General features: G+C 35.1%; 15 protein-coding genes. 7 read left to right on the top strand and 8 right to left on the bottom strand.

All coding sequences use genetic code 11. The features are described from left to right. Positions 1–35 precede the first annotated feature (35 nt). The 3 genes from ACM55H_RS16140 to ACM55H_RS16130 all read right to left on the bottom strand — a co-directional run bounded on the left by ACM55H_RS16140 (position 36) and on the right by ACM55H_RS16130 (position 1,930). A complete protein-coding gene (locus ACM55H_RS16140) occupies positions 36–446 on the bottom strand; it encodes a hypothetical protein (RefSeq protein ID WP_416837493.1) in 411 nt (136 codons plus the stop codon). A gap of 161 nt (positions 447–607) precedes the next feature. Next, on the bottom strand, positions 608–1,252 hold the full coding sequence (locus tag ACM55H_RS16135; protein WP_416837492.1) for a dienelactone hydrolase family protein: 645 nt from the start codon (positions 1,250–1,252) through the stop codon (positions 608–610). A 42-nt stretch (positions 1,253–1,294) separates the two neighbouring features. After that, positions 1,295–1,930 carry a phosphoribosyltransferase gene (locus ACM55H_RS16130; protein ID WP_416837491.1) on the bottom strand — a complete coding sequence of 212 codons (636 nt, stop codon included), beginning with the start codon at positions 1,928–1,930 and terminating at the stop codon, positions 1,295–1,297. Positions 1,931–2,202: 272 nt separating this feature from the next. On the opposite strand from ACM55H_RS16130, the gene ACM55H_RS16125 reads away from it, so the two are divergent. The 7 genes from ACM55H_RS16125 (at position 2,203) to ACM55H_RS16095 (ending at position 8,892) form a co-directional block, all read left to right on the top strand. Next, positions 2,203–3,165, top strand: a complete 963-nt coding sequence (locus ACM55H_RS16125; RefSeq protein WP_416837490.1) for an ion channel — start codon at positions 2,203–2,205, stop codon at positions 3,163–3,165. Between the two features lie 74 nt (positions 3,166–3,239). After that, entirely contained in the window at positions 3,240–4,136 is an 897-nt protein-coding gene (locus tag ACM55H_RS16120; RefSeq protein WP_416837530.1) for a MerR family transcriptional regulator, read from the top strand. 36 nt (positions 4,137–4,172) lie between these two features. Next, positions 4,173–5,642, top strand: a complete 1,470-nt coding sequence (locus ACM55H_RS16115) for a phytoene desaturase family protein (RefSeq protein ID WP_416837489.1) — start codon at positions 4,173–4,175, stop codon at positions 5,640–5,642. Positions 5,643–5,644: 2 nt separating this feature from the next. Continuing rightward, entirely contained in the window at positions 5,645–6,484 is an 840-nt protein-coding gene (locus ACM55H_RS16110; RefSeq protein ID WP_416837488.1) for a phytoene/squalene synthase family protein, read from the top strand. Positions 6,485–6,531: 47 nt separating this feature from the next. After that, positions 6,532–6,972: a sterol desaturase family protein gene (locus tag ACM55H_RS16105; protein ID WP_416837487.1), complete on the top strand. Its 441-nt coding sequence runs from the start codon at positions 6,532–6,534 to the stop codon at positions 6,970–6,972. A gap of 163 nt (positions 6,973–7,135) precedes the next feature. Next, positions 7,136–7,597, top strand: a complete 462-nt coding sequence (locus tag ACM55H_RS16100; RefSeq protein ID WP_416837486.1) for an SRPBCC family protein — start codon at positions 7,136–7,138, stop codon at positions 7,595–7,597. Continuing rightward, entirely contained in the window at positions 7,597–8,892 is a 1,296-nt protein-coding gene (locus ACM55H_RS16095) for a cryptochrome/photolyase family protein (RefSeq protein ID WP_416837485.1), read from the top strand. The genes ACM55H_RS16100 and ACM55H_RS16095 overlap by 1 nt, the downstream gene beginning before the upstream one ends. An 83-nt stretch (positions 8,893–8,975) precedes the next feature. Here ACM55H_RS16095 and ACM55H_RS16090 read toward each other — a convergent pair whose 3' ends face one another. The 5 genes from ACM55H_RS16090 to ACM55H_RS16070 form a co-directional block, all read right to left on the bottom strand. After that, positions 8,976–10,394, bottom strand: a complete 1,419-nt coding sequence (locus ACM55H_RS16090) for an SDR family oxidoreductase (RefSeq protein ID WP_416837484.1) — start codon at positions 10,392–10,394, stop codon at positions 8,976–8,978. Between the two features lie 199 nt (positions 10,395–10,593). Then, positions 10,594–11,193: a GTP cyclohydrolase I FolE gene (folE, locus tag ACM55H_RS16085; protein WP_416837529.1), complete on the bottom strand. Its 600-nt coding sequence runs from the start codon at positions 11,191–11,193 to the stop codon at positions 10,594–10,596. A gap of 53 nt (positions 11,194–11,246) precedes the next feature. Beyond that, on the bottom strand, positions 11,247–11,930 hold the full coding sequence (locus ACM55H_RS16080) for an SDR family NAD(P)-dependent oxidoreductase (protein WP_416837483.1): 684 nt from the start codon (positions 11,928–11,930) through the stop codon (positions 11,247–11,249). A 50-nt stretch (positions 11,931–11,980) separates the two neighbouring features. Beyond that, positions 11,981–12,265 (bottom strand): TIGR03643 family protein, encoded by a 285-nt coding sequence (locus tag ACM55H_RS16075; RefSeq protein ID WP_416837482.1) that lies wholly within the window; start codon positions 12,263–12,265, stop codon positions 11,981–11,983. Between the two features lie 55 nt (positions 12,266–12,320). Next, the gene (locus ACM55H_RS16070; RefSeq protein ID WP_416837481.1) at positions 12,321–13,805 is read right to left on the bottom strand and encodes a cryptochrome/deoxyribodipyrimidine photo-lyase family protein; all 1,485 of its coding nucleotides are present in this window, start codon (positions 13,803–13,805) and stop codon (positions 12,321–12,323) included. Positions 13,806–13,808 lie beyond the last annotated feature (3 nt).

Raw genomic sequence — 13,808 nt, 5'->3', positions numbered from 1 at the left:
TGATTATATAGTTTTAAAAGAGGAATAAGCAGGCATTAAAAAGTGATTTTTACAGATAGTGCCGGTTGTGAGTTTAGAACTAATGAACCTTGCATGGGGTTGAAAACGGGTTGGCTAATTAAAGAAATAGTTGCCGCTTTTCGAGCATTATTTCCAGACATTATAAAAAAAGGAATGCTTCCCAAGCCAGAAACTACACCTCCCAACATAATAAAACCATAGGCATCTGTTGTTGAATTAGAACTACTATACCAGCTATCGCTAAAACCAATTACGCCTACTACTGTCATAATAGTTCCACCTGAAAGCAAAATCCAACCTGTGGTTTTTTGGTTTTTACTTTTCTTCAAGTAATATTCTTTAGAAAATTCATTACTTGGTATTGTCTGACTAAATGCATTTACTGTAAAAAGTAAAAGCATTAGAAAAGTAATCGTCTTTTTCATGATAGTACGTTTTTTTTTGCCTACTCTTTCAATATGCAGTTTTCGGCTTAGCTGTTTTTATATTTAAGTAAATGAAAAAAATATTTAGGATAATTTTAAATCAAAAGAACAATGATAAATGACTGTAATTATTGGAAAGTATAGGTCAAAATTTTACGCTCTTACCAGTCTTTTTTTGTCAAATATCTTTTGTACCAGACAATCGCTAAATCAGCTACTTCCTGTAATTTTCCTGGCTCTTCGAATAAATGGGTCGCTCCCGGAATTATTTTCATTTCTTTTACGGACCCCAATTCATCATAAGCCATTTTATTCATTCCAATAACCGGAACATCTTCACCGCCTACAATTAGTAGTGTAGGAGCGGTTACTAATGGTAATTCGGTTATAGCTAAATCAGGGCGACCGCCTCTCGAAACTACTGCTTTTATTTTGTTTCCAAAATGAGCTGCAGCCCGCAATGCTGATGCAGCTCCAGTGCTGGCTCCAAAGTAGCCTATGGGTACATTTTTTGCTCCTTTATTGGACATAAGCCATAATGTAGTTTCTATCAGTCGAATGGATAATAAATCGATATTAAACCGGTTTTCGTAAATGCGATCTTCTTCTTCCGTTAGTAAGTCAAACAGGAATGTGCCTATTTTTTGTTGCTGAATCAGTTCTGCGACCATTCTGTTTCGGGAACTGAATCTACTGCTGCCGCTTCCGTGTGAAAAAACAATAATCCCAATTGCATTTTCAGGAATTACTAAATCCCCTTTCAACGTGACAGATGACAAAGGGATGTCCAAATCTAATTTCTCCATAATTGATTTTTTTAAAAAATAAACAATAGTAGATTTGTAATGCTATTCAATAGGGCTTGCAACATTCAATATTTTAACTACTTCCTCATCTTCGACTTGATCGAATTCTTCGTAAAATCCTCCAACTCCTCTAAAAGATTTTGAAGCAATCAGATAGATAAATTCATCAGTATTTCTCTCAAACATGGCTACGGTACCATATGGCAATACAGGAACGGCTACGATAATTTTTGCAGGTTTTTGTTTTCGCAACATTTTTATACTGGCAAGCAAGGTATTCCCTGTTGCTATACCGTCATCTACTAAAATTACGTTTTTGCCTTTTATATCCATTGGTTCTCTATTACCCATGTAGAGTTGGTATTTCTCTTTTAATAATTTTCGAAGACGAGTAATTTCTTCATCTATATACACATTGGAAACACCAGGATGCTCATCAATAATCATAGAATCCAGGGATACGGCACCTATAGCAAATTCCTTATTATAAGGATGTCCAATTTTTTTTGAAAGTACAATGTCTAAGGGGAGATGCAATTTTTTTGCTATTTCATGACCAATGGGAACACCGCCTCTGGGAACGGCAAGAATGATTGAATTGCTATTCTGATACGTTTTTAATTTTTCAGCTAGCAATAATCCCGCTTCAATCCGGTCTTTTAATATCTCGTTATACATAACATTCCGTTTTATATAAAAATAGAAAATTTAACATAAAGGTACTGATTTTCAGTTACTTTGATTTATTTTGATAAATTTATTTTATACTTTTTCAAAATATTTCATAGCTTAAATAGGAAGAAATCAATTTAGACTGAATTTTATAGTTTAAAAAGATGGGGTATGAAATTATTTCCAATCAAATTAAAACGGGTCTTTAAAAGACAAAAGGCACATCGTTTTTATAAAAGGATTTTTGCTATTTTTACTTCTTACCTAATGGAGAAAAAATGGCATTGTTAAAAAACATAAATGTAAAGGCTAAAGCGGATAGGAATACTGGTTTTGGAACTAATGCGAATAGTTATGGAGGTCGTTTTGTAAATAAAAATGGAACTGCAAACGTAGAGAAGAAAGGCATGCATATTTTACATCGGATTAGTTGGTATCATACTATGATTAATATGCCACGATGGAAATTTATGCTAATTCTTTTACTGTTTTATGTTGGTATGAATTTTTTATTCGCCTTTGTTTATTATCTCATTGGAATTGAGCATTTGGATGGGATTGATGCCTCCGGGTCGGATTGGGTACAATTTGGACAGGCATATTTCTTTAGTGCGCAAACTTTCACTACAGTGGGTTATGGGCATATTAGTCCCACCGGTTTTATGACCAGTTTAGTTTCGGCTGCTGAAGCCTTAATTGGTTTGTTGAGTTTTGCAATTGCTACGGGTTTATTCTTCGGGCGATTCAGCAAACCCACTGCATTTTTGAAGTTTTCTCAAAATGCCTTGATTGCACCTTATGGAGAAATAAAGGGCTTAATGATTAGAACTACCCCTTTTAAAAATACTAATTTCACTGATGCTGAAGCCAAAATGACTCTTGGAATGAGCATTGAAGAAAATGGTATAATGACTAATAATTTCTACTCTTTGGAATTAGAATTGGATAGAATAAATGCTTTAACCTTAAGCTGGACTTTGGTTCACCCAATTACCGAAAATAGTCCGCTTTATAATTTTACGGCAGCCGATTTTGAGAATACTCATGGTGAAATTCTTGTTTTCATCAAAACCTTTGATGATATGTTCAGTAATACGGTTGCAATCAGAACGTCATATACCTTTAATGAAGTAGTGTATGGAGCCAAGTTTGAACCGATGTACGCCCGAAGTACAGATAATTCTAAAACAATCCTGAATTTAGATAAATTGGATGCATTTGAGAACGTTACTTTAGAATAAAACAATAGTTTTCTGATTATTTCAAATTTATAGGAAAAAATATTTTACATTTGTTTATTAAATTTAGACAAATGATGAACAATATAAAAAGTGTGTTTAGTATAAAAGATCTTGAAAATCTTTCTGGAATAAAAGCACATACCATACGAATTTGGGAGAAAAGATATGACATATTGCAACCCATGCGTACGGATACAAATATTCGTTTGTATGATTTGGCTAGCTTACAAAAGCTTTTAAATATTACTTTGTTGCATGATTACGGGTATAAAATATCCAAAATTGCGACTTATCCCCAAGAAAAAATACCGTCTCTTGTAAGAGAAATTATTTCGACAAAAAACGCTAAAAATCATGCAATCAGCGCGTTTAAGATGGCAATGATGAACTTTGATCAAGAGCTTTTTTTTAATACTTATAATTGGTTAATTGCCGAAAAATCGTTCAAAGAAATCTTTCATCACGTTTTTATTCCTTTGATGAATGAACTTGGATTGTTGTGGCAGTCTGATACGATTACTCCGGCACACGAGCATTTTGTAAGTTATTTAATTAAGCAAAAACTACTGGTAAATACGGAGAAATTGCAGGTTTTGAAACAAACCAAATTTGATAAGGTATTTGTTTTGTCGCTTCCTTTGAATGAGATACATGAATTGGGATTGATGTATTTGAATTATGAAATCCTTTTGAATGGATATAAAACGATTTACTTGGGAGAGAGTATGCCTATTGAAAATTTGAAAGATTTGAAAAAACATTTTAATTCCATCGTTTTTGTGTCCTATATGACCGTTCAGCCTGAACGAGATTCCATAAATGAATACGTGGCTAAAATGACTCATGAATTGATAGACGATAACACAGAGTTATGGCTTACCGGTAGATTGGTCGAATTTATTAATAAGGAAGAACTTTCTGATAAAATATCAATTTTCGATTCCATTTCTGAATTAATAGATCGAATTTAATTTTTTGTTTAATATTTTTGTATATTTGTTAAACAAATGAAGAAAAAAATTACAATTATAGGTTCAGGATTTTCAGCTTTGGCGGCATCCTGTTATTTGGCAAAAAGTGGTCATGAAGTTGTTGTTTTTGAAAAAAATGCGACAATAGGAGGCAGAGCAAGACAATTAAAAAGAGAGGGGTTTACGTTTGACATGGGACCAAGTTGGTATTGGATGCCAGATGTATTTGAACGTTTTTTTGCTGATTTTGATAAAAAAACCACCGATTACTATGAGCTCGTAAAATTATCTCCGGCATACCGAGTGTATTATGGTGTAGATGATTTTATCGCAATTGCAGATAATTTAGCGGATATTATATTTGCTTTTGAAGCCATTGAAAAAGGAAGCGGCAAAATACTAAATGAATTTATGGCCGAAGCCAAAAGCAATTATGATATTGCCATCAAAGATTTAGTATACCGTCCCGGGGTTTCTCCATTGGAATTGGTAACTAAGGAAACCGCTTTGAAAGTGGGACAGTTTTTTAGTAACATCAGTAAAGAGGTCCGCAAGAAATTTAAGAACGAGCGCTTAATTCAGATATTGGAATTTCCGGTATTATTCCTTGGAGCAAAACCATCTGATACGCCATCGTTTTATAGTTTTATGAATTATGCTGATTTTGGTCTTGGAACTTGGCATCCTAAAACTGGAATGTTTGATGTGGTGCGTGCGATAGAAAGTTTAGCAAGAGAATTAGGAGTTACGTTTCACACGAATTCAAATATTGAAAAAATAATCGTCGAGAATAAAACGGCAAAAGCTTTAGTTGTAAACGGAGAAACGATTGCGTCCGATTTGATTTTGAGCGGTGCTGATTACCATCATACGGAAACATTGCTGGATAATGAACATCGAGCGTATTCCGAAAAATATTGGGACAGTCGTGTTTTTGCACCCTCGTCATTATTGTTTTATGTAGGGTTTGATAAAAAAATAGAAAATATTTCACATCATGCCTTGTTTTTTGATGTTGATTTTTATCAGCATGCGAAAGATATTTATGATGAACCGCAGTGGCCAAAGGAACCTTTGTTCTATGCAAACTTTCCTTCGTTGACTGATAAAACTGCCGCTCCGGAAGGAATGGAAAGTGGTTTTTTTCTCGTTCCGTTAGCGCCAGGAATTACAGATACAGAGGAATTAAGAGAAGAATATTTCAATAAAATAATGGATCGTTTTGAAGCCTTAACGCAACAAAGCGTGAAAAAGAATATTATATTTAAGCAGTCGTTCTGTAAAAATGATTTTGTCTCAGAATACAATTCGTATAAAGGAAATGCTTACGGAATGGCGAATACTTTATTGCAAACCGCTTTTTTAAGACCGAAATTAAAAAGTAAAAAAGTAAAGAATCTATATTTCACGGGACAATTAACCGTTCCCGGACCGGGTGTTCCGCCCGCATTGATCTCAGGAAAACTAGTGTCGGAATTAATAAATAAGCAATTTTTAGAACAATAGCCATGAAGCAATTATTCGATGATGTATCTTTCAAATGCAGTAAACTGGTTACCAAAAACTACAGTACCTCATTTTCATTGGCGGTATATATGCTTTCGCCAATCATCAGGGATGCGATATACAGCATCTATGGGTTTGTTCGTTTTGCTGATGAAATTGTCGATTCATTTCACGGTTTCGATAAGGAAGAATTGATTAATGATTTCGAAAAAGAATATTACAAATCGTATAATTCTGGGATAAGTCTGAATCCTATTTTGAATTCTTTTCAGCATACGGTTAAGAAATACAACATTACTGATGACTTGATTCAATCTTTTTTGAAAAGCATGAAATTGGATTTAGTAAAATCAGATTACAACAGCAAAGCCGAATATGAAGAATATATTTATGGCTCTGCAGATGTAGTTGGATTGATGTGTCTCAAAGTTTTTGTCGCTGGAAAAAACCATAAATACGAGCAGTTGAAAGACGAAGCGATGCGATTGGGTTCTGCTTTTCAGAAGGTTAATTTTCTGAGAGATTTGAAGGACGACAATCTGGTTTTGAACCGAAATTATTTTCCGGGAGTCGATTTGAATTCATTCGATGAAAATGCCAAAAAAATGATCATAAAGGAAATTCAGGAAGATTTTAACGTGGCGTATCAAGGAATTCTGAAACTGCCTATCGAAGCTAAATTTGGAGTTTACACTGCATTTGTCTATTATAAAAAACTCTTGAAAAAACTTGAAAACACGCCTTGTCATGAAATTGGGAATGCCAGAATTCGCGTTTCAAATTATACGAAAGCGGGGCTCTTGGCGCAATCTTTTGTAACTTACAAGTTGAAATTAGTATAAAGCAGTGCTTACTTTTAAAACCTATATTTTAAATAAATAACAAAATAATGATTTCCTTTTTAATCTTTTTAGGTGTTTTTCTTTTCATGGAATGTGTAACCTGGCTTACGCATAAGTATGTCATGCACGGTTTGATGTGGTATTTTCATGCCGATCATCACCAACCTAAATATGCCAATGTTTTCGAAAGAAACGACGTTTTCTTTGTGATTTTTGCCATTCCCAGCATCGTTCTTTTTTACTTTGGAGTTGAAGGAGGGATGAACTATTTATTTTTCATTGGACTGGGGATCACATTTTACGGATTCTGTTATTTCATGATTCACGATGTCTTGATCCATCAACGATTTAAGTGGTTCAAAAACACCAATAACAAGTATTTAATAGGCTTGCGAAAAGCCCACAAAGTGCATCACAAACATTTGGGCAAGGAACACGGTGAGTGTTTCGGGATGTTATTTGTGCCTTTCAAATACTATAAAATCTAGCAATTTTATTTGGGCGTGACCCGATGAAAAATCGGGTCGGGCTGTACGTTCCCGCTTTTTTATAGCTGGCAAAAAAAGCCAACTATAAAAAGAGCTCCACTACCATCCCTCACGCAACCCGCAGTTCAATACAATTTCCGATTAAAAACAACAAGTACCACAGATGAAACTTTATAAAAAAGAAACCGTTCAGCATGTAAATGCAAGTTTAGAAGAATGTTGGGCTTTTTTTTCCAGTCCAAGTAATCTTCAAAAAATCACACCGAAAACTATGGGTTTCGAAATCACTGATTTTGATAATAAATCCATGTACGCAGGGCAAATAATACAATACAAAGTGTCTCCACTTTTGGGATTGAAATTGCCTTGGGTAACTGAAATCACATTCGTAAAAGAGAATAGTTATTTTATCGACGAACAACGTTTTGGACCTTACGCGTTGTGGCATCACAAACACTTTTTCGAAGCTACTGAAAACGGAGTGAAAATGACTGATTTGGTTCATTATGCGTTGCCTTTGGGTTTCATTGGTCGCATTATGAATACACTTGTCGTAAAAAATAAATTGAAAACTATTTTTGATCACAGACGTGTTATGGTGGATCAACTATTTAATTCTAAATAATGGCTAAGCAAGAAGTATCTTTTTTTTGGTTCAGACGCGATTTACGTTTAGAAGATAACGTTGGATTATTCCATGCTTTGAAGTCTAAATATCCTGTCATTCCATTGTTTATTTTTGATGATTCCATTTTAGATAGTTTACCAAAAAATGATGCCAGGGTAGGTTTCATTCACGAATCACTTTCGAAAATAAATACGCAATTACAAGAAATAGGAAGTTCTCTTTTGGTAAAAAAAGGAAAAACTATTGACGTTTGGCAATCACTTTTAGAAGAATTCAATGTCGCAGCAGTCTTTTTCAACAAAGATTATGAACCGTACGCCATAAAACGAGACACCATTATTTGTGAAATGTTGGAAGCCAACAATACCATTTCCTATTCTTTTAAAGACCAAGTTATTTTCGAAGAAAAAGAAATCACAAAAGCCGATGGATTGCCTTACACGGTTTACACTCCGTTTAAAAATAAATGGTTAGAAAAATACAAATCAATGGCTCCGGTTCCAGAATACGATGCCACGGATATGTTTTCTAACTTCCATAACAATAGGTTTACTTTTCCATCTTTGGAACAAATAGGTTTCGAAGAAAGTCTAATAAAAGTAAAGCCACACAATTTAAAATTCATTTCAAATTATCAAGATGTAAGGGATTTTCCAGCTTTGGACAAAACCTCCTATCTTTCTCCACATTTGCGTTTTGGAACAGTAAGCATTCGGAAATTAGTCAATTGGGCATTTCATAAAAACGATGTTTTTTTGAGTGAATTGATTTGGAGGGAATTCTTCATGCAAATTTTATTCAGTTTTCCAAAAGTCATTACCCAGAACTTCAAATCTGCGTATGATGGGATTCAATGGCGTAATAATGAAGATGATTTCAAGCGTTGGTGTTCGGGAACAACTGGGTATCCTATGGTTGATGCGGGAATGCGTCAGCTGAATGAAACCGGGTACATGCACAACAGAGTCCGAATGGTGGTAGCGAGTTTTCTCTGCAAGCATTTATTGATTCAATGGCAATGGGGAGAAGCTTATTTTGCTCAAAAATTATTGGATTATGAATTATCTGCCAATGTTGGAAACTGGCAATGGGCGGCAGGGACCGGTTGTGATGCAGCTCCTTATTTCCGTGTTTTCAATCCGGAGATTCAGCAAAAAAAATTCGACGAAAAAGGAATCTACATCCGAAAATGGATACCAGAATTCGATTTAGGATACGGAAAACCAATCGTAGAGCACGCTATGGCTAGGGATAGGGCGATTGCAACTTACAAAGCCGGAATTTTGAAGTAAAAAAGATACAGATTGAACGGATTATGAATCTGTTCAATCTGCATTTCCTTTTTCTAGCAGGTATAGAAAAGGATATTTGTTTACTAATGGATTAATTTCTTCAGCATTCCCTCGAAAATAAATCCATGAAATGGCAAAACAGAATACCAGTATAATTTTCCCCAAATTCCTCTCGGTCTAAAAGTTGCCGCTTGATACAAAGTATTTCCGATAATTTTAAATTCTAACCAAGCTTCACCTGGCAGTTTCATTTCAGCAAATAAGATTAATTTTCCCTCTTCTTTATTGGCATACAAAACGCGCCAAAAATCCAAAGCATCCCCAGAATGAATGTCGTGTCGATTTGTTCTTCCTCTTCGGGAACCTACGCCACCGTATAATTTGTCAATAAAACCACGTAAATCCCACAACCAATCGCCATAATACCAGCCCGTATCACCACCGATGGACCAAATCCTGTTGATGGTAAAATCTCGGTCTAAGATTTCCATTTTACGTCGGTCGATGTAGCAATCCTTTTTTGGAACCTTTAAATATTCCGACATATTACTGCTAAAACGTCCGCTGACCAACGAATCTTTCCAGCTTGAAGCTACTTTGTCCTCGTCTACTTTTATCAAAGCACGGGAAAGCGCTTGTTTGTAGGACATAGGCGTAACATTCAGTAGCGTATTGATTCTGTTATCACTGCAAACGACTTCGACTTTCATGCTGCTGACCAGTGCTGACGCGAGTCTATACGATGTTGAGGTTACAAAATACAGCCAATACGAGGATAATTTTGGCGTCATTATAGGAATGGTAAATATCCATCGCTTTAGTTTTTTAGCCTCCGCAAAACCTAAAAGAATTTCTTTGTATGTTAAAATATCGGGTCCGCCAATGTCAAAACTCAGGTTGTACGTAACGGGGTTTAATAATGATTTAGATAAAAAATCGAGTACATCCGGAATTGCAATCGGCTGGCATTTGGTATTCAGCCATTTTGGGGTAATCATGATGGGAAGTTTATTCACTAAATCCCGAATGATTTCGAACGATGCACTACCAGAGCCCACAATAATTCCCGCTCTTAAAGTTGTCGTGGCAAAAGTTCCAATATTTAAAATTTCTTCTACTTTTTTTCTCGATGATAAATGTTTGGATAGTGATTTGTCATTGATGATTCCACTCAAATAAATAACTTGTTTTGCTTCGGTTTCATTCAAACGCTGTACAAAATTAAGTGCTGATAAACTTTCTAATTCATCAAAATTAGCAGCGGTTCCTGACATGGAATGAATCAGATAATAAGCGGCATCAATAGCATCCGGAATTGCTGTTAATGTTTCTAGTTTTAGAAAATCAACTTCAATCACTGTAACATTTTTTTGAAATTCGACCGGACAATAAAACCTATTTTTATCTCTCACACAACAGATTACTTTATGACCTTGTGCCACCAGAATAGGCATAAGTCGTTTCCCGATATAACCTGTTGCGCCTGTTAAGAGAATTTTCATGATTTTGTATTTAAACAATTATGCTTGTCCGAAATAATACTTAAATTTTTTTTGCCACGAATTACACGAATTAACTCTAATTCCAAATTAATCAATCAAAGGATCTGTAATAATCTGTTTAAGCCGTGTAATCTGTGTAATCTGTGTTCTATTTTTAGCTAATAAAAAACATTTCGAATGAACAAATAAGTAATTAAAATTAACTCAATTTATTAGAAACTAAACTGATAAATTCTTTTCTGGTTTTATCTTTTTCGAAAGCTCCTGTAAAAGAAGAAGTCGTGGTAACCGAATTTTGTTTTTGAATCCCTCGCATTTGCATGCACATGTGTTGGGCTTCAATCACAACCGCTACACCAAGTGGATTCAAAGCTTCCTGAATACAGTTTTTAATCTGGTCTGTCAATCGTTCCTGCACTTGCATTCTTCTGGCAAAAGCATCCACCACCCTTGGGATTTTACTTAAACCTACAATTTTGCCATTTGGAATATAAGCCACGTGTGCTTTACCAAAAAACGGTAACATGTGGTGTTCACACATCGAATATACTTCGATGTCTTTTACCACAATCATTTGTTGGTGATTTTCGGTAAATAGAGCCGATTTTAGTATTTCCAGAGGATCAAGTCCGTAACCATGTGTTAAATATTGCATGGCTTTGGCGACACGTTCCGGTGTTTTTTCAAGGCCCTCTCTGTTAACGTCTTCCCCTAAATTTTCAATTATTACTCTGTAATTATCAGCTAACGATTCTGTTATTTCAGTGTCGTATTGTTCAATTTTCTCGTAACTTTTCATTTCTTTTATCATGGTATGCTGTCTTTCAATTTTAATTATGGCTAATTATTTTTTTAGATTTTAAAAGTCACTATTCCGTAATCCATCTCGAATACTTGACCAGAAATTGATTTTGCATTTTCCGAAATCAGGAAGCCAGTCATACTAGCTACTTCTTCGGGTTTCAAATAGCCTTTCATCGGGTGGCGTTCCACCATATTTTCTTTCATTCGATCATTTCTCAAAATACCAGCTACAAGTGACGTTTCGGTAATCGTGGGAGCAATGGCATTGATGCGTACTACCGATGCTAATTCTGCTCCCAGCGATTTCACTAATCCTTCAATTCCTGCTTTTGCGGTAGCAATACTAGCATGAAACGGCATTCCTAATTTTGCGGCTACCGTGCTAAACAAAACAATCGATGGATTAGTTCCCCTTTTTAAAACAGGTAAATATTTCTGAATGGCTTTTACTGCGCCAATGACATTAATTTCAAAATCATTTCTAAAATCATCGATACTAAGACTTCCTATTGGTTTCAAATTGATGGAACCCGGACAGTAAATCAAGGTATCAATAGTTTCTATTTCCGGAAGTGCATCCTGCAAAACATCTGCAGAAAAGTGTTTCAGATTGGGATGTGTGATATCTGGAGCATTTCTACTGATGTTGTACACCATGTTTGTCTCTAATTGTTGCAACAAAATGGCACTGCCAATTCCCTTACTACCACCTATGATTACTATGTTTTTCATTTTTTATATGTTGTTGTTTTAATAGATTACGGTTCACTAAACCCTAATTTTTATCGCTTAGAAATCTTGTTGTTGTTAATTTGTCTTTGCATCGTACATTTAAAACGTCCTTCTCGAAAATCCCTCAATTTTTCATGTTTTGTTTTGCGGCCTTGCACTCTTTCGCGCCACATTCTAAAACTCGAACGTTTCATTTCGGTACGCATCAAGTCGATTACTTCTTGTTCTTTTAATCCAAATTGCATTAAAATCGCATCAAAAGTGGTTCGGTCTTCCCAAGCCATTTCTATGATTCGGTCTTTGTCTAAATCGGTAAGTTCTTTTTTTACAGTCACAATATTTTATTTATTTGAAATTGCTATTGATTTTTTTGAGATTGCTATTGAAAAATTATTCACTGTCGCCAATATCAGCCATGGTGTGTAATTTTAATATGCGTGAACTTTCCTCTTTTACCAATGGATTTTTCTTCATTTTCCATAAAAAATCACTGGCAAATTTCCTCGTTCGTTCCATATTTACAATTGGTTTCGGATAGCTGATGCCTATTTCGAAATCATTAAATTTCTGGTCTAAATAGGTCATTTTATACGGTTCATGTATAAATCCTCGTGGTAAATTGCGTAATTCCGGCACCCATTTTTTTATAAATTCACCATCAGGATCGTGTTCGTAACTGTTCTTTATTGGATTATATATACGTAGCATATTGATTCCGGTTTCACCAGCCTGCATTTGCAACTGCGGAAAATGAATTCCGGGTTCAAAATCAAGGAACATTTGTGATAAATGTTGTGTGGCTTCTTGCCAAGGCTGCCATAGATTATGTGTAAAAAACGATACTAACATGGCACGCATTCTAAAGTTCAAATAACCGGTTTCATTCAAGCAGCGCATGGAAGCATCTATTAACGGAAATCCTGTTTTTCCTGTTTTCCAAGCTTCAATATAATTTTCATTGACTTTCTTTTTCATCGAATGAAACCCTTTATTGACACTTTCAAACTCCATGATTTCTTCCATTTCAAATTTTTGAATGAAATGTGCCTGCCAAGTCAGTCTGGAGATAAAAGAATCAATTTGCTTTTTATGGCTGCACGTCAATCTGAACGTAGCTGCTTTTTGCAAAACTTGTCTGGATGATAGATTTCCCCAAGCAATGTATGGTGATAATCTGCTGCAACTTTTTCGAGCCAATAAAGGTTTCGAAATATGCGAACTGTAATTGTGATATCGCTCGTCAAAGAAGTTTTGCAAATATTTGCCAGCCATTGTGCTGCCGCCTTTTTGAAAAATAGTATCCGGAATAGTTTCTAAATTTGTCTTTTCTAATGCTTTTTCGAGTTCTGTTATTGCTTCCGTATCGAGAAAATTTTCTGCTTTAGAATCAAAAATAAATTGCGGTTCATTCATGTATTTTTCCCACTTTGAAACCCAGTTTGTTCGGTTTCTCAACGCTCTGAAAATTCCATTATTGGTGTTTTCTACCCAATTGATTTGATTGTTTTTACAAAAACGTTTGAAGGTTTTGTCTCTTTCATAAGTGATTTTTAAACCCGTTTCCTGATGCGAAAAAACCGTGTCTATTTTATATATTTCTTGTATGGTATTGAAAACGGGAAGCACTTCAGAAGACACCGCTAAAATATGTGTATTGGATTGTTCCAGTTGTTTGTTGATGTCTACAAGCGATTGCTTGATGAAATTCCAATGTCTCGGACTGTAATGCGAATCGTTTTCTAAAGATTTTTCGAATACATAAAGTAACAAAGTGGGTGTGTCAGTTTTTGTGGCATTAAAAATCGCTTCGTTATCCTGTAAACGAAGGTCCCTTTTTAACCAAACCACATTGATATGTTTCTTGTTTGTATTCATTTA

The organism is Flavobacterium cryoconiti, assembly GCF_048158645.1.
In the GTDB taxonomy this organism is placed as follows: domain Bacteria; phylum Bacteroidota; class Bacteroidia; order Flavobacteriales; family Flavobacteriaceae; genus Flavobacterium; species Flavobacterium cryoconiti.
The sequence above is the reverse complement of the archived record's forward strand: the minus strand, read 5'-3'. Positions and strand labels throughout refer to the sequence as shown.

What these genes read in the sequence shown, in the direction of transcription:
- ACM55H_RS16140 (WP_416837493.1), bottom strand. Translation starts at nt 446, where the DNA reads ATGAAAAAGACGATTACTTTTCTAATGCTTTTACTTTTTACAGTAAAT.
- folE (WP_416837529.1), bottom strand. Translation starts at nt 11,193, where the DNA reads ATGAAAAGTTACGAGAAAATTGAACAATACGACACTGAAATAACAGAA.
- ACM55H_RS16095 (WP_416837485.1), top strand. Translation starts at nt 7,597, where the DNA reads ATGGCTAAGCAAGAAGTATCTTTTTTTTGGTTCAGACGCGATTTACGT.
- ACM55H_RS16105 (WP_416837487.1), top strand. Translation starts at nt 6,532, where the DNA reads ATGATTTCCTTTTTAATCTTTTTAGGTGTTTTTCTTTTCATGGAATGT.
- ACM55H_RS16070 (WP_416837481.1), bottom strand. Translation starts at nt 13,805, where the DNA reads ATGAATACAAACAAGAAACATATCAATGTGGTTTGGTTAAAAAGGGAC.
- ACM55H_RS16125 (WP_416837490.1), top strand. Translation starts at nt 2,203, where the DNA reads ATGGCATTGTTAAAAAACATAAATGTAAAGGCTAAAGCGGATAGGAAT.
- ACM55H_RS16090 (WP_416837484.1), bottom strand. Translation starts at nt 10,394, where the DNA reads ATGAAAATTCTCTTAACAGGCGCAACAGGTTATATCGGGAAACGACTT.
- ACM55H_RS16080 (WP_416837483.1), bottom strand. Translation starts at nt 11,930, where the DNA reads ATGAAAAACATAGTAATCATAGGTGGTAGTAAGGGAATTGGCAGTGCC.
- ACM55H_RS16100 (WP_416837486.1), top strand. Translation starts at nt 7,136, where the DNA reads ATGAAACTTTATAAAAAAGAAACCGTTCAGCATGTAAATGCAAGTTTA.
- ACM55H_RS16110 (WP_416837488.1), top strand. Translation starts at nt 5,645, where the DNA reads ATGAAGCAATTATTCGATGATGTATCTTTCAAATGCAGTAAACTGGTT.
- ACM55H_RS16115 (WP_416837489.1), top strand. Translation starts at nt 4,173, where the DNA reads ATGAAGAAAAAAATTACAATTATAGGTTCAGGATTTTCAGCTTTGGCG.
- ACM55H_RS16130 (WP_416837491.1), bottom strand. Translation starts at nt 1,930, where the DNA reads ATGTATAACGAGATATTAAAAGACCGGATTGAAGCGGGATTATTGCTA.
- ACM55H_RS16120 (WP_416837530.1), top strand. Translation starts at nt 3,240, where the DNA reads ATGAACAATATAAAAAGTGTGTTTAGTATAAAAGATCTTGAAAATCTT.
- ACM55H_RS16135 (WP_416837492.1), bottom strand. Translation starts at nt 1,252, where the DNA reads ATGGAGAAATTAGATTTGGACATCCCTTTGTCATCTGTCACGTTGAAA.